Here is a 14,160-nt window from a genome sequence, read left to right as displayed (position 1 = left end):
ATCGTGACAGCCTGCTGTGCCATCGCGGCCGGTAAGCCCAAGGTGCTGCGGCAGCCCCCCCCATTACCGTTTTGGTTGCCCCGCAATGGGGCGCCCGGCCTCCGGAGTTGGCATGACTTTCTCCCCCTGTCGATCGCATGTCTTGGGGGGTGGTGTCACCGGCCCCGGAGGCATCGACAGACCGCTGATTAGGGGCATGACCACCGGCCTTTCCGCAGGTCGGGAGGCTCTTCGTAATGTGGATGTGGCGATCGGTGCCGTGGGACGGCCGGGCGGCAGGGACGACCGGAGGACGCACGTGATCGACATCAGCGGCATCGGCGCCTTCCTCGGCCTGGACGTCGGTAAGGGCGAACACCACGCCACCGCCGTCACCCCGGCCGGGAAGAAAGCCTTCGACAAGCGGCTGCCCAACAGTGAGCCCAAGCTCCGCGAGGTGTTCGGGAAACTGCAGGCCAAGCACGGAACCGTGCTCGTCGTGGTCGACCAGCCGGCCTCCATCGGCGCACTGCCGCTGGCCGTCGCGAGAGACATGGGCTGCCCGGTCGCCTATCTGCCGGGGCTGACGATGCGGCGGATCGCCGATCTCTACCCGGGCGAGGCCAAGACCGATGCCCGCGACGCGTTCGTCATCGCGGACGCGGCCCGCGTCATGCCTCACACGCTCCGCTCGGTCGATCTCGAGGACGAGACCATCGCCGAGCTGGAGATGATCGTCGGCTTCGACGACGACCTGGCCGGTGAAGCGACGCGGATCAGCAACCGGCTTCGGGGCCTGCTGACGCAGATCCATCCGTCGCTGGAACGGGTTCTGGGGCCGCGAGTGCAGCACCCGGCCGTGCTCAGGCTGCTCGACCATTTCGGCTCGCCCGCCCAGATACGCAAGGCCGGACGGCGTCGGCTCGTGACGCTGATCCGTCCGAAGGCCCCGCGGATGGCCGAGCGTCTTGTCGATGACATCTTCACGGCACTGGATGAACAGACCGTCGTCGTTCCGGGCACCGACGCGGCTGCACTGATCGTTCCCAGCCTCGCCAACTCGCTCCAGGCAGTTCTTGACCAGCGCAAACTCCTCGCCGCCCGGATCGAGGAGCTGCTGGAGGACCACCCTCTTTCCAAGGTCCTGACGTCCATGCCGGGGATCGGCGTCAGGACCGGAGCACGCATCCTCATCGACGTCGGCGACGGCAGCTCGTTCCCGTCCGCCGCCCACCTCGCCGCCTACGCCGGCCTCGCCCCAGCGACCCGCAGCTCGGGCTCGTCAATCCGTGGTGAGCAACCGTCCAGGAGGGGAAACAAGCAGCTCAAACGGGCCTTCTTCCTCTCCGCGTTCGCCGCCCTGGCCGACCCGGTCTCCAGGGCCTACTACGACAAGAAGATCAGCCAGGGCAAACACCACACCCAAGCTCTCCTCTGCCTCGCCCGACGACGAGCCGACGTGCTCTTCGCCATGCCCTGCGACGGCACCTTCTACGAACCCCAACCCGCCCCATCAGCTTGACCAAACCCATAGGGGCACCCCCCGGCAGGGGGGCTGCCGCAGCCAGGAGTAGTGGGCACGCGCGAACCGACTAGCTGTGGAAAGTCGTGATCGCTTCGAGCGCAGCCCTCTCGGTCCTGATGTGGTTGACGGGTGCCGTTCCGTCGGCGTAGCCGAAGGAGATGCCCACGAGTAGTTGCCCTTCGCCGACTGCGAGTTCGGCGCGGACTGTGTCGGCATAGAAGCTCAGCAGCCCCTGCGGACAACTCGCCACGCCGTAGGCGGTCATTGCCAGGAGCAGGGTCTGCATGTAGGCACCGACGTCAGCGGCCAGCCGGGCCCCGCCGTCCCCGGTGACGAACAGGAACGCGGCGTGCGGCGCGCCGTAGAAGCGCAGGCTTTCCGCGTTGTAGGCCGCCCGCGCCTCGTGATTGTCGGCTGCGATGCCCAGCGCTCCGTACAGCTGGGTACCGAACGCCGCCCGGCGCGCCTGGAGGACCCTCCGGACGGAACGCGCGGGTCGAGTGACGGCCACGTATCAGCTTCTCCGCACAGTCACTCAGTTCGGTGGGGGCCAACAGGCTCACGAAAGACTCCTCGACAGCGCTCGATGTAAACGCAGCCGTTTACATTGCGTGAACCTAGCAGGCGTCACCTCTCGAAGTAAACGCTTCCGTATACTTGATGCATGAGTGCGACGACTACGGAATCCGCGAGGGGGCGGGGGCGGGGCGGACGGGAGCGCATCCTGGCCGCCGCCGCCGAGCTGTTCGCGACCCACGGCATCAACGCGACCGGAATGGAGCAGGTCGCGGAGGCGGCACCCGTGTCTAAACGCACGCTCTACGCGCATTTCCGGACCAAGAGCGACCTGGTGATCGCCCACCTCCAGGACCTCACCGCGTCGGGTGCCACTCTGGAAGACGTACTGAACCGCGAGGACATCCCCCCGCTGGAGCGGATCCTCGGGCTGTTCGACCCCGTGCCGGATGCAACACCGGTACGAGGATGCCCATTCATCGACGCCGCAGCGGAGTTCCCCGACCCCGAGAGCGCGGTCCACTCCTACGCCCGCGAACAGAAACTGCAGATGGTACGGCTGGTCACCGCGCTGGTGACGGAACTGGGCTGCTACGAACCCGCCGCGCTCGCCGAACAACTGGTCACCCTCGCGGACGGGGCGGCCAGTCGCGCCATGGTGCTCGGCGAAGCGGACTACGGCCGACACGCACGGACGGCAGCAAAGACCCTGCTCGCGCACGCCCTGCCGAGCACAGCCCGACGCGGAGGAGCCGACAAGGCCAGCAGCGACGTGGACTTCTGAGTGCGAGACGGTTCCGCCCCGGGCCCGCGCGCCTTCGATCCAGCCGGCGTCGACGTACTTCTCTTGCCCGAAGATGAGGCGGTGCCGGCCCTGGCGAAAATGCTGGCTTCAGCGCTTCCGGTTGATCAAGTGGCACCCACGACGTCGATCTTCTTGGCGAGTGGGTCACCTTGCTGAAAGGAGCTCTCGTAGAGCTGCGTAGTCGTTCACAGGGCCCGGGCGTAAGAGCTAGAACCAGCTGTCCGCCCGCCGCCGTCGCCACCGCCCCACCCGCGGCCCTGCGCACGCGCTCGCTCGGTTCCGTACCTCTCGGGAAAGCGACTACGGATGCTACATGCCTGCGATGCCCGGAACTGGTCCCAACATGACTGGCAATTCACCGAAGCTTGCAAGAAGTCTGACCCGATGGTTCCAACATGCTCGCCCCAGCAGGTCAAAACTGCCAGGTCACCTCGCCGCACCGATTCCAACTACCGCGTCCCGGCTCATTGCTCTGCGAAGTGATCAGTTGTGATCAACCGCTGCGGGGTGCCGTACGAGCTGGTGGTCTGGTGCGGTGAATCCGAAGGCTGTCCCCCAGGTCCGTTCCGATTCGTGCGTCCTGGACGGGCTGATGTCGTCGTACGGGAGCCTGGATGAGGCCCGTACGCGGCTGGTGATGCGGGACAACTGGGCGAGTCGCTGGACGGCCGCTTGGCAGATCAACGGGTCGGAGGTCGTCTGGCAGGTCCGGGATCTGGGTTCGGTGCCGGTGCTGTCGTCGAAGCCGGTCCATGGTTTCACTTGGAGGACGAAGCAGAGGCATCGTCCGCGGCTGGAGTTCCTGGTCTCGACGGGGCGGAAGCACGGCTTCGAATCGCTGGAGGAGAGGGCGCAGCGAGATCTCCCGCGGCACATAGGAGCGGACATCCTGCACGCCTGGATGGCGCAGCAGCCCGGTCAGGTGCGGAGTGGTGTACTGCGGATAGCCGAGCTCGGTGCCCAGTTGGTAGAAGTAGGGGGTAAGGGGGTCGAGGGACTGGTCGGTGTAGACCGGGAGCGCGGTCACCCGGTCGATCCAGCTGAACAGCGCGTCGTCATCGGTCGCCATCGTGGGCACGAAGTCGCAGCGGCCTGTCGGCTGGTGCATCCAGAACATCGCCGGCAGCCGCAGGACGGCGAGTTCGAAGGCGCGGTCCGTGCTGCCGATGGTGTGGAAGGTTTCCCCTCGGCCTCGGCCCAGCGGTCGTACCGCTCGGTCATCGCTGCGCGCCGGCTCAGCGCCGCACGCTGGACGGACTTGAGCGCGGCGCCGCCGGTGGAGATCCAGGGGGCGCGGTACACCTTCTTGAGAGCGGTGACGATCCGGTGATGATCGTCGGCCGCCTGCCGAATGGTGGGCCTGGACCAGTCCGGCTTCTGGGGCCGGGAGTTCCCGAAGTACCGGTGCTCGGTGGTGATCTGGTTGGCGTCCAGCAGTACGGCCGGTTCGGACCGGCGCTCCGGTGACGGGCCGAGGTCGTAGCCGCCGGAGTAGAGCACCATGGGACGCCAGGTCGACCAGTGCACCAGGGGCAGCCGCTGATCGAAGGAGCCCTGACGGGGGTGCCCGTGGTCGACCGGCTGCCGGTAGGCGAGATCGAGGACGATCTGCCCCGGGGCCGCGGGCCGTTCACCGAGTACCCGCATCCCGGGAATGGCCGCGATCCGGGCTCGGACGTCGTCTCCGGGAGCACCGGACCGGCTCGGAGCCGTACTCTCGCCCCGAGACTCGCGCCGGGCCCAGGAGGCCGAGGCGGACAGCCCGGACACCGCAAGCGCGGTCAGCAGAGCCGGTGCGAGCAGGCGCTTCATCGTGTCTTTCATACCTCCCAGAGAACTGCGGACACCCGAGCCGTACATCCCCCGGGCGCGGCAGGCACCTCCCCCACGGGAGGGAGAGGAAACCAACCGGCTCCCGCGCAGAGCAGGCAGATCGAACCGTGCCCGGCGCCGCGCGCAACCTCAGCGGCCGGTTGGCGCCGGAACAGATCCGGGTGCGCGGCGCAGGCCCCTCAGAAATGATCACTATATGTAGTGACATTGTCACTAAACTGACGAGCGGTCGGGCAGTCTCCTCGCGGCGTCTCAGGAGAGGCGTCAATTGTCCGGCACTGCGGGTGGGTTCAGGCCCGGACGCGGTGGCCGGTCTTCGAGAGGTGGATGACCATGAGTCTGATTCAGACGGGCAAGCTGCAGTTGAACTCCACGCACCCCGTCGCCGTCACGGGCGGCGACACGTCGACCTTCACCCAGGTCACCTTCCCCACCCCGTTCCCCGCCGGGTCCACGGTAATCGTCACCCCCTTCGTCCAGACGTTCAACGGGCCCGAGACACCCGGGCTGCGGATCGCGGACGTCACCGTCAGCGGATTCAAGATCCGCATCAACGAGCTCCACGCCGCCGGCAAGGTCACCTCCGACGGCACACACGCCGAGGAGACGATCGGCTGGATCGCCGCCACCGTCTGACCCTTCTCCGTGTCCGGGCTGTGGACGGAGGCCGTTCGCAGCCCGACCGGGACCCCTCTCGCACTCACGAGGCATGCGGGACGGCACCCTCGCCGTATCACCGGACGCCCGCAGTGGTGCCGTGCGACAAGGTCGTGCTTGCGGGTGAGGCGCCTTGTCATGAAGGTGGTGAAGGCCCAGTGCAGGTGGGCTTCGGCATGCTGGGCAGACGTGCTCGTAGTCGCGGACATTGCGGCGGGCCCACCTGATAGGCCCAGTTTCACTGACGGACAGTCCGGGCGGGGATTCGGGCTGAGCGGCAAGAATCGCAGCATAGGCGGCATGCCGTTGGGCGCGGCCAGGCTCTCAACGAGATCGCGCATGTCGTCTCAACTGCCGACGAAAAGATGGGCACGACCGGGAACGGCAGCCGCTGCGTGGCTATCCGCGAAGTCCGCCGACACGCCCCGGGCGGCCGTGGCTCTCCCTCGGGCCGTCGCGCCTGGTCGGGACAGGGACATCTCCCTCATCGGTATGGGTGGTATGCCGCACGTAGCGAACCCGGTCAAGGGACAACGCGCTCCTGGCCGAACCTGGACAAGTGGCGGCTGGTGCGCACCCGGACCGAACAGGTGCGCGCCGGGCGCGGTGCGCACATTGGGTGTTGAACTTCGTGGTGCGCACAAGAGTGCGCGACATCGTCGCCACAGTTCGGCGGTGAAGTGCCGCATCCGAAACAGGGCGCGCGCATCACGTCACGACGCAGGGCGGCACTACTGGTGCGGTTCCGCCGGGGACGGATGCCCGCCGGGTGGACCTGGCGAGGGGTTTGCTGCCCGCCCGGCGGGAGAACGGGCAAGGGTTGTGGTCTCCCTGCCTGTACGGGGCCAGCGGATCGGTGACGCTGCCGGGGAAGTCCCCCCTCAACGTTGGAGAGTGTGTGCCCGTGCTGGATCCCGAGTGGAGATGCTGGTCGAGTCGGACGCGTCGGCCTATCTACTGTGGCGGGCTGGGGCCGAGGCGGTCACCACCGATCCGCTCACCCCGCGGCCCGTACGGGAGGACACCGCGGTCGCGTTCCTGTCCGTCCAGGACGCCGGAGACGTCCTGTTCCGGGTCCGTGTCCCGATCCCCTGGGACTGGCCGAGCGAAGACCAGTTCGCACCGCCCAGGTCAGTCCACGCCGCAGTACCGGTCGCGTGCGGTCTCCTCGCCGGCTGGTGGTGGAGACCGGCCGGAACGTGACGGTCACGACCCTCCACCGTCTCCGGGACGCGCGTTGTGCGCTCGGCCGCCGGGGCAACCTCCCGGGCCCGCTCGCCCTCTCCTCTCCCGAAGGACCACCGGGCGGGACTCCGAGCGTCATCTCGTAGATTCGGTTCGCGGGTTCGGTTCGTCGGGGTTGTTGGCAGGTTCTATAGGTCGGTAGATGACATATGTCGCTGGTCGACCTATAGTGCTGTCATGACAGACCGACCGATGCAGGAACCGACCCTGCTGCTGCTCACCGCCCTGGCGGACCAGCCGCGGCACGGGTACGCCATCGTCAAGGAAGTCCTCGGCATTTCCGGCGGCCGGGTCCGGCTGCGCACCGGCACCCTCTACGGCGCCCTCGACCGGCTGGTGCAGCAGGAGTTGATCCAGGTGCACAGCGAGGAGATCGTCGACGGCCGGACGCGCATCAGCTACGCCCTCACCGCCGCTGGGCGCGACGTGCTCGGCGCCGAGGCGGCGCGGCTGCGCTCCACCGCAGCCGAAGCCGAACGCCGCCTCGGGCTACTCTCCCTCCGCCCCGGCCCGAACCCGAAGGGGGCACTCGCGTGACCCGGTTGCTGTCGTTCTACCCCGCCGGCTACCGGCGCGCCCACGGCGACGAGATCGCCGCGCTCTACGCAGAAGCCACCGCCGACGCCGACCGTCCAGCCCGACTGCGGGAGGGCGCCGACCTCGTCGCGCACGCCTTGCGGGTACGGCTGCGGACCACCTCGGCCGATCAGGGAGGCAGGGCGCTGGCCGCAGCCACGCCGTACATCCTGGCGGGGACGGCGGGGTACGCCCTGTTCATCCTGCTATTCCTGTTCCACTCCCGGAACATGGTGACCGAGCCCGTCTGGATACTCGCGGCGGCGGAGAGCGCGCTGATGGCGCTCGCCGCGCTGTGCGCCATGGCCGGCCGCTGGCGCACAGCGAAGGTCCTGGTCGCGGTCGCCGCGGTGGTGGTGGCAGCGGAGTTGCTGATGTTCGGCTTCGGCTGGACCCGGGGGCCGGCCGGTCTGCTCGTCGCTCTGGTCGTACTCGGCTGCCCGCCGGACCTGCCGCCCGTCTCGGCCAAGGACCGCAGCACGCTGACCTGGCTTGCGGCGCTCACCGCGGTTCCGCTGCTCGCCATGGATCTGCTGGGGGTCCAGCCGGAATTCGGCGGCGCGGTCGTATGGCCGTCCGTCGTCCTGGCAGGGGCGCTGTCCGTCGCCGTTGTCCGCGGCGGCCCGAAGGACGTACGGGTGGCAGGCGCGCTGATCGCGACGCTGCCCTGGCTGCTGGTGTACGAGTTCGCCATCCACGAGGCGCGTGAGCTGCTGCTGTTCACGGGGGTGCTGGACGCCGCGGTGTTCGCCGTCGCCTACGCGGTGCACCGCGTCCGGGGCAGGGCACCAGGCCAGGCCTGACCTGAGGGTCTGCGGGGCTGCCGCTTCGGCCAGTACCAGAGCGGTTCGTCCAGCAGGCCCTCGCGCCCCGCCACGCCGATCTCGCCGAGGTCCTTGGCCAGTTCGACGGTACGCAGATCGAGGCGCCGGTCACGGGCGCCGCGTCCCAGCACCTCGGGCGTCACGACGACCAGCCGGATGTTGACGCTCGCGGTAAGGATCCGACGTCATCCGCTGGTGCTCCCGTCGTACGGCGGGAGCACCAGGCGAAGTGGACCCGGACCCGCCGCAGGCCCGTCGTCCCGGCCCGGCTCGTGTCCGCGACGAGCCGGGCGTGCCGAAGGGGCCTCGAACCGGCGCACAGTTCGAGGCTCCTTCGGCACGGCGGACAATCACAGCTCGATGTCGAGCCGCTCCACGTCGGTGAACTCCACGCTCGTCGGTCGACGATGCCCGGCATCGTTTCCACAGCCAGGCGTTCGAGTGCCGCAGCCGGGATAGGGCGCGGGGCGCGGCCGCGTTGCCGATCCGGTTCTGCTGGGACCGACGGCCGGCGCGACTGCCCGGCGAAGAAGCGTCGCTGTCCTGCCATTTGGAGTCGCTTGCGTTGCCTGCCGGGCTCCGCCTTCTTCGCTGCTTTCGACTTCGGATTCCGGGTCCGCTTCCAGATCGGCTCCCAGAGCGACGCCGGACCGTATGTATCAGCGCGCTCCTGAAGGTCCTTCCTCAACCGGGCGGCGATGACTTCGATGCTCGAGTCCGGGGACCGCATGGTCATCCGACTCCTCCCGTAGGTGTCGCCCCACCGGACCGGGCAGGGGCGGGCCGCTGGGTATGCGTCGGGTCCGGTGGCGCCGTGAGCCACGAGCCGGAGCGGTGCGCGGCAGCTCGGTCTTTCACGCCCTTCTGGAGCTGGGCGGCCATCTCCGCAACGGCGGCCGCAAGCCGCCCGTGTGCCCCAGAGGAACGGCCCTAGCGGTGGAGAGCGATCAGTCGGGCCAGGTGCTTGCCAGCGATCTCCAGAGGCTCCTTGCTTCGCGACACCTGAGCTGCCAGTTCGGCGCCTTCCACCAGGCTGATCACCGTGTGGGCGAGGTCGTGTGCGTCGCGTTCGCTCATGCCTGAGGCGCGCAGCTTGTCGTGGACGAGACCCCGCCAGCGGGCGAACGCATGCGCGGCGGCTGCCTGGATGTCTGGGGCGCGGCCGGCCGTGCCAAGTGAGGTTGTGGTGATCGGGCAGCCATCGATCCAGTCGGAGGCGGACATGCCTTCGGCGAGGGTGCCGCAGAGGGTGGCGATGGCCTGAGCAGGGTCGTTCTCGTTGTCGAGTGTGGCCCGCAGCAGGTCGAAGAACTCCTGGTCGCCGTGGTGGATCGCGGCGACCGCCAGCTCCTGCTTCCCGCCCGGGAAGAAGTGGTAGACGGAGCCCAGCGTGGCCTGCGCCTCCTGGGCGATCTGCTTGATCCCTGTGCCGTCGTAGCCCTGCCGCTGCATCAATGATGAGGCCGCGTGAACGATGCGCGTGCGGGTGCCGGGGGTCGCCGCTGTTTTCGTCTTCGTGCTCACACGGATCATCTTACCGAATAGAGCGTTCGTTTCAGTGCCGTGCTACGTTGCCTCTGGCTCTAAATAGAGCGTTCATTCTAGTTCTATCTGAAGGGAATCCTCATGGGTGTGGGTGGACGGTCGGTGACGGTGGTTGGTCTGGGGCCGATGGGCCAGGCGATGGTGCGGGCGTTCCTGGCGCGCGGATTCGAGGTGACCGTGTGGAACCGAACTGCGAGCAAGGCGGACGGCCTCGTGGCAGGCGGTGCGGCGCTCGCTCCCTCGGTCGAAGAGGCCCTGGCCGCCAATGACCTGGTGATCCTGAGCCTGACGGATTACGACGCGATGTACGCCATCCTCGAACCGGCGACCACCGCGTTGCCGGGTAAGGTCATCGCCAATCTCAGCTCAGATACGCCGCAACGGGCGCGCGAAGCCTCGGCGTGGGCGGCCGGGCACGGGGCGCGTTTTCTCACCGCCGGGGTGGCGGTGTCACCGGCCCTGGTGGGAACGCCGGAAGGCTATGCGTACTACAGCGGTCCCCAGGACCTGATCGAGGCGTACCGGGACACGTTCGAGGTGATCAGCAGGGTCGAGTACCGGGGCGAGGACCCGGGACTCGCGGCCCTGTACTACCAGATCCAGATGGATCTGTTCTGGACGAGCATGACCGCCTGGCTCCACTCGATGGCGCTGGCCGAGGCAAACGGCGTCACCGTCGAGGAGATCCTGCCGTACTCGGTGGATGTGGCTGACTCGCTGTCGGACTTCTTCCGCTTCTACGCACCGCGGCTCGCGGCCGGGAACGACACCGGCGATGTGGACCGACTGGCCATGGGGCTGGCCAGCATGGAGCACGTGGTAGACACAGTGCGGGCCGCCGGGGTGGACCCCGCGCTACCCGAAGCGGTGCTCGACATGTTCCGGCACGGTGTGGCGGCGGGACACGCGGACCGCAGTCTCACCAGTCTGCGGAAAGTCATCCACGTAGGCGGTGCGCGAAGTTGAACCGGCCTCCCGAACGGACCGCAAGGGCGCCGGGGCCGCAGTCGCGGAGTGTGCGCTGCCGCCGCTCCGACCGGAGCCCGACCAGCACAGCCGGCCCCCCTCCCGCTCTCCCTGGTGGAGAGGAGCAGGAAGAGCAGTGCGCGCAGGCGGCCGTGCGGCGGCACGTCCGGAGCAGTACCTTTACGGAGGCGGAGGATGTCCTCTCGTTCGCGTCTCCGACCCGCAGGTGCAGCAGCCGCGAGCACAGGCCGAGGCGCCGGCGGAGACGCAGATCGGCATGAAGCTGTGCGCCCGCCTCCAGCCCTTCCAGGACCCGTACGACCGGGCCCGCGCGCCGCCGAGGCGGCGGCTCCCCGGGGTCTGTGCGGGCAAGCACGGCCGTTGGGGACGGAGCTGCGCCCTGGACGACAGCAACGAGACCTCTACGGAGGAACCGCACTGGGGCCGCAACAGCGAGGGCCATCCGATCGCGTGGGTGGGCAGCGCACCCGACGACTGGTGAGAGAACACGATCGTGGTGTCGCTTCCGGACTGGTGTGGGCGGCCTCGTGAACACTGTGCGGACGGCCCAGGGCGCGCTGTGCGCCGGGGCGGTCGGCGACAGGGCCAAGGCATCCAGCTCGTCCAGGCGGTCCGCGTCGAGCGCGGACCGGTCGGCGCGCTCCGTCTGGGCAAGCGGGTCGGCATCCGAGTCGTAGGTGTCGACCCCGGATGAAGCGCTCGACCACAAGCAGGGTGTTCGGGGTACGGCCCCTGCTAGAGGTCGAATTCGAGGTGTTCGATGTCCGTGAACCGGACCTCTTCCAGGCTTCCGGCGCGGCGGCCCCCATCTTGGAAGTAGACCTCTTTGAGGGCTTCGGCAGCGATCTCCTGGAGTCGGGCGTCGCTGACGCCGGCCTCCTGGGCGTCGAAGAGGCGGGCGGCGTAGTGGGGTGGCAGGGCGATGGTGAGGTGGCGGATGCGGTCTTGGTCGGTGGTTCCGATGGGGGCTGTGTAGCCCATGCGGGCGCGGGTGTCGATGACGATGCCGCCCGTGCTGGCCGCCTTCTCCTTAGCTTTGGCGCGGATTTGGGGCTGCCACCGCTTCTTGACCTCGTGTTCCATGCGCGCGGCGAGGTTCTTGCGGGGTGTTTTGATCTGGTCCTTGACGTACCGCTCGACGGTGCGCTGGGAGATGCCGAGTAGTTCGGCGACGGCCTTCGTACCCTTGTACTGCTTGACCAGGTACCGCATCTGCGGGCCCGCGGTCTTGGGTGCCGGGCGGGTGAACGCCTTCTGCACCGCTTTGTTGAGGCCGTCCCCGATCAGACTCATCGCCTGCCCTATTCTCCGTTGTCGACGTCGGTGACGGTGCCGTCCTTGATGTACCGGGCGAGGTTGAGCTCCGGTGCGTTGAACCGCTCGCGGACCTCCTCACCCCACAGGACGCTCTGGGTGCCCTCGTGTTTGACCAGACCCGGGTTGATGCCGAGCTTGAACCCACCGGGCAGTGGCTTACCCTCGCGGTAGGGGAGGAAGTCGAGGGGGCTTTCGCCGTCGGCGGCGTAGACGACGCAGTCGGAGAGGATCGCGACCGGGTACTGCCCGGTGAACGCCGCGTGCTTGACGATCTTGCGGTGGAGGTTGATCCGGGTGCGGGAGATGACCGCCGCTCGAATGTCGGGCCGCCACGTCGGGCGGGACAGCGCGCGCCACGGCTCGCCCGGCCGCCAGCCCTCACCCCGGGGCCGTTCGCGGAGCTTGCCGAGGCCGCCCTTCACCGTCGCCTTGACCGCCGCGACGACGATCGCGAGCTCCGGGTCACGGCTCTTGTAGCCGTTCATCGCGGCCAGGAAGTCCGTCGGCTCTGTGTCGGTGTGGACGCCGAGGTCGGCCATCGTGGCGAGGTAGGCATCGCGCAGCCGCTGGTACCAGCCGTCGAGATAGCGGCCGTTCTCGTACCGCGCCCATGCCTCGGTCGGCGTCACGTCGTAGCCGAGCTCCACCGCGTACGCCACCGTCGGGGTCGCGTACCAGGCCGGGCCGGTCGGACGCTCGCCCTTCGGCGTGAACGGGGAAGGCAACAGACTGCCGTCCAGGTCCGCCCACTTGTCCTTGCCGACCTTCACCCGGGACAGATCGACATGCGAGAGGTCGACCAGCCACGAGCCGGGGAGCTTCGGGTCGAACACCGGGGCCTTGACGTGCGTGGGGGCTCCCAGACCGACGTACAGGCCGTTCGCTCCGGCAGCGAACGCCATATTCACGTCCAGACCCACGAGGTGGCGGCGCATGCATTCGGCATCGGTCATCGGCCGAGCCCAGTCGTACGCCTCCTCGAACAGCTTCTCCCCCGGGCCGCGGACATGGAAGCGCGGCAGATCCTTGAGAAGGGGGTGCCCGTCGGGGGCCTCGCACGGGGCGCAGTCGACCGGGTCCTTGCCCAGACTGCCGGGGTTGTGCTCCGAGGTGCGCTTGCCGTCCGCGTCCGGCTCGGAAGCCCGAGTCGCCGGGTGCAACGCGGTCATCAACTCCAGCCCCGTGACGGCCGTGGAACCGCGTGGCGTCATCACCCGGGACGCGTACACACCCAGGACACGAGCGAGTTCCGCCGGCGGAAGCTGCGCGGCGGTGTCCCAGTGACGGATGTCCAGTGCGTGCCAGGACGGGATGCACAGCTGCACACAGGCCCGCTCCGAACCGGTTGCGGGACGGTAGATCCGCGCCCACGGCCCGAAGCCCCTTTTCGTGAGCTTCCACTCCGCGCGGACCAGCTGCTTGACGACCTTGTGGCCCTCCGGCAACCTGCCAGCGAGCCGCTCCTCCTCAGAGAGTGCGATTGGGAGGCCATAGCGCTCCAACGCGGCCTCGGTGAACACCAGCAACGGATCAGCCGTACCAAACACGTACGGATGGCGTAAATCGCGGTTGGTGGGTTCACGGTTGCTTCGGGAAGGAAGTTCTCGAGCTTGGGCTACTACTGGCTCTCTAGCCGAGGACCGCAGTGGATATCTTGGCCATGCGTGAACTGGCCGGGGAGAGCGGCTTGGTGTGAGAAATCCTGGAGAGCAGAGGGCCGCCTTGCACCAACCATCGCGGTGGCAGAACGCTCGGGGGCGAACATGGTGGGATCGTCAAAGGGCTCGGGCCGGCGTTGCTGACCCGTCCCGTACCTACGAGCGACGCCGCTGTGCGTTGGCTGGCGGGCGACTGCGGCGGGCGAAGCCTTGCTACCTCCGCCATGCGCACCAGGTGCGTGCGGTCGTGGGGCCGGCCAGCAGATGCTGGTCCGGGCCGGGCGAAACACACGGCAGCCTCCAGAAAGAGGCGTGCCCACGGACGGAAGTTGCCACAGTCGGTCTACTCGTCCGCCCGCACCAGAGCGGCCACGCAGCCCGGCGAGTGCCACAATTGCCGCCGGTAGTCCAGAATCGGCGGCGACAGACGCTGCGCGTTGTCGAGGAAGAGCACACCCGGCTCGGCCAGCGCCCCCGCCAATGCCTGGTCAGCCGGCCGGCCCGGTGAGTAGGTGATCCGAACGGCAGCCCCAGCGCCTCGCACAACGCGGCCCGCACCTGCGACAGTCCGGTCCTGACACCCACCACCGCCCGCGACACCGGCACCCGGCCGGGCAGCAGGTGGTACAGGGCCTACTGGGTCGCGACCGTCTTCTCTAGCTCCGCGTCCCCGTACACACAGCCGATCCCCCG

At 68.5% G+C, this 14,160-nt stretch carries 15 protein-coding genes and 1 pseudogene; 8 read left to right on the top strand and 8 right to left on the bottom strand.

Annotated elements, in window-relative coordinates; translation table 11 throughout:
• Window positions 1-298: 298 nt before the first annotated feature.
• Window positions 299-1,501: an IS110 family transposase gene (locus OID54_RS37305; protein ID WP_329028015.1), complete on the top strand. Its 1,203-nt coding sequence runs from the start codon at window positions 299-301 to the stop codon at window positions 1,499-1,501.
• Window positions 1,502-1,571: 70 nt separating this feature from the next.
• On the opposite strand, the gene OID54_RS37300 is transcribed toward OID54_RS37305, so the two are convergent.
• Complete coding sequence (locus OID54_RS37300) at window positions 1,572-2,015, bottom strand: nitroreductase family protein (RefSeq protein ID WP_329027089.1); 444 nt, start codon at window positions 2,013-2,015, stop codon at window positions 1,572-1,574.
• A gap of 153 nt (window positions 2,016-2,168) precedes the next feature.
• Between OID54_RS37300 and OID54_RS37295 the strand changes: the two genes are divergently transcribed.
• Window positions 2,169-2,804, top strand: coding sequence for a TetR/AcrR family transcriptional regulator (locus OID54_RS37295; RefSeq protein WP_329027087.1), 636 nt, complete (start codon window positions 2,169-2,171; stop codon window positions 2,802-2,804).
• A gap of 514 nt (window positions 2,805-3,318) precedes the next feature.
• Here OID54_RS37295 and OID54_RS37290 read toward each other — a convergent pair.
• Both OID54_RS37290 and OID54_RS37285 read right to left on the bottom strand, forming a co-directional pair.
• Window positions 3,319-3,957: a hypothetical protein gene (locus tag OID54_RS37290; RefSeq protein WP_329028013.1), complete on the bottom strand. Its 639-nt coding sequence runs from the start codon at window positions 3,955-3,957 to the stop codon at window positions 3,319-3,321.
• The gene (locus OID54_RS37285; protein ID WP_329027085.1) at window positions 3,849-4,637 is read right to left on the bottom strand and encodes a hypothetical protein; all 789 of its coding nucleotides are present in this window, start codon (window positions 4,635-4,637) and stop codon (window positions 3,849-3,851) included. Before OID54_RS37285 ends, OID54_RS37290 begins: the two co-directional genes overlap by 109 nt.
• 354 nt (window positions 4,638-4,991) lie before the next feature.
• Here OID54_RS37285 and OID54_RS37280 point away from each other — a divergent pair, with 354 nt between their 5' ends.
• The 4 genes from OID54_RS37280 to OID54_RS37265 all read left to right on the top strand — a co-directional run bounded on the left by OID54_RS37280 (window position 4,992) and on the right by OID54_RS37265 (window position 7,939).
• Window positions 4,992-5,294 carry a hypothetical protein gene (locus OID54_RS37280; protein WP_329027081.1) on the top strand — a complete coding sequence of 101 codons (303 nt, stop codon included), beginning with the start codon at window positions 4,992-4,994 and terminating at the stop codon, window positions 5,292-5,294.
• A gap of 939 nt (window positions 5,295-6,233) precedes the next feature.
• Entirely contained in the window at window positions 6,234-6,518 is a 285-nt protein-coding gene (locus tag OID54_RS37275; protein WP_329027079.1) for a hypothetical protein, read from the top strand.
• A 219-nt stretch (window positions 6,519-6,737) separates the two neighbouring features.
• Window positions 6,738-7,097: a PadR family transcriptional regulator gene (locus OID54_RS37270; RefSeq protein WP_329027077.1), complete on the top strand. Its 360-nt coding sequence runs from the start codon at window positions 6,738-6,740 to the stop codon at window positions 7,095-7,097.
• Complete coding sequence (locus tag OID54_RS37265; protein WP_329027075.1) at window positions 7,094-7,939, top strand: hypothetical protein; 846 nt, start codon at window positions 7,094-7,096, stop codon at window positions 7,937-7,939. Before OID54_RS37270 ends, OID54_RS37265 begins: the two co-directional genes overlap by 4 nt.
• Here OID54_RS37265 and OID54_RS37260 read toward each other — a convergent pair.
• Together OID54_RS37260 and OID54_RS37250 are read right to left on the bottom strand one after the other, a co-directional pair.
• Window positions 7,894-8,103, bottom strand: coding sequence for a hypothetical protein (locus OID54_RS37260; protein ID WP_329028045.1), 210 nt, complete (start codon window positions 8,101-8,103; stop codon window positions 7,894-7,896). The genes OID54_RS37265 and OID54_RS37260 overlap by 46 nt on opposite strands.
• A gap of 787 nt (window positions 8,104-8,890) precedes the next feature.
• A complete protein-coding gene (locus tag OID54_RS37250; protein WP_329027073.1) occupies window positions 8,891-9,484 on the bottom strand; it encodes a TetR/AcrR family transcriptional regulator in 594 nt (197 codons plus the stop codon).
• Window positions 9,485-9,586: 102 nt separating this feature from the next.
• Between OID54_RS37250 and OID54_RS37245 the strand changes: the two genes are divergently transcribed.
• Window positions 9,587-10,471, top strand: a complete 885-nt coding sequence (locus OID54_RS37245) for an NAD(P)-dependent oxidoreductase (RefSeq protein WP_329027071.1) — start codon at window positions 9,587-9,589, stop codon at window positions 10,469-10,471.
• Window positions 10,472-10,697: 226 nt separating this feature from the next.
• Entirely contained in the window at window positions 10,698-10,973 is a 276-nt protein-coding gene (locus OID54_RS37240; RefSeq protein WP_329027069.1) for a hypothetical protein, read from the top strand.
• A 254-nt stretch (window positions 10,974-11,227) separates the two neighbouring features.
• Here the strand turns inward: OID54_RS37240 and tpg are convergent, their stop codons facing one another.
• From tpg to OID54_RS37225, 3 genes and pseudogenes are all read right to left on the bottom strand, one after another.
• Complete coding sequence (tpg, locus tag OID54_RS37235; RefSeq protein WP_329027066.1) at window positions 11,228-11,785, bottom strand: telomere-protecting terminal protein Tpg; 558 nt, start codon at window positions 11,783-11,785, stop codon at window positions 11,228-11,230.
• A gap of 8 nt (window positions 11,786-11,793) precedes the next feature.
• Window positions 11,794-13,344, bottom strand: a pseudogene (tap, locus tag OID54_RS37230) (telomere-associated protein Tap); the annotation flags it as partial.
• A gap of 466 nt (window positions 13,345-13,810) precedes the next feature.
• Window positions 13,811-14,011 (bottom strand): hypothetical protein, encoded by a 201-nt coding sequence (locus OID54_RS37225; RefSeq protein ID WP_329027064.1) that lies wholly within the window; start codon window positions 14,009-14,011, stop codon window positions 13,811-13,813.
• Window positions 14,012-14,160 lie beyond the last annotated feature (149 nt).

The sequence above is a fragment of the Streptomyces sp. NBC_00690 genome, assembly GCF_036226685.1.
Taxonomy (GTDB): domain Bacteria; phylum Actinomycetota; class Actinomycetes; order Streptomycetales; family Streptomycetaceae; genus Streptomyces.
The sequence above is the reverse complement of the archived record's forward strand: the minus strand, read 5'-3'. Positions and strand labels throughout refer to the sequence as shown.

Bases quoted from the DNA above. Each gene is read 5' to 3' on its own strand.
- OID54_RS37280 (WP_329027081.1), top strand. From the start codon at position 4,992: ATGAGTCTGATTCAGACGGGCAAGCTGCAGTTGAACTCCACGCACCCC.
- OID54_RS37285 (WP_329027085.1), bottom strand. From the start codon at position 4,637: ATGAAGCGCCTGCTCGCACCGGCTCTGCTGACCGCGCTTGCGGTGTCC.
- OID54_RS37270 (WP_329027077.1), top strand. From the start codon at position 6,738: ATGACAGACCGACCGATGCAGGAACCGACCCTGCTGCTGCTCACCGCC.
- tpg (WP_329027066.1), bottom strand. From the start codon at position 11,785: ATGAGTCTGATCGGGGACGGCCTCAACAAAGCGGTGCAGAAGGCGTTC.
- OID54_RS37295 (WP_329027087.1), top strand. From the start codon at position 2,169: ATGAGTGCGACGACTACGGAATCCGCGAGGGGGCGGGGGCGGGGCGGA.
- OID54_RS37245 (WP_329027071.1), top strand. From the start codon at position 9,587: ATGGGTGTGGGTGGACGGTCGGTGACGGTGGTTGGTCTGGGGCCGATG.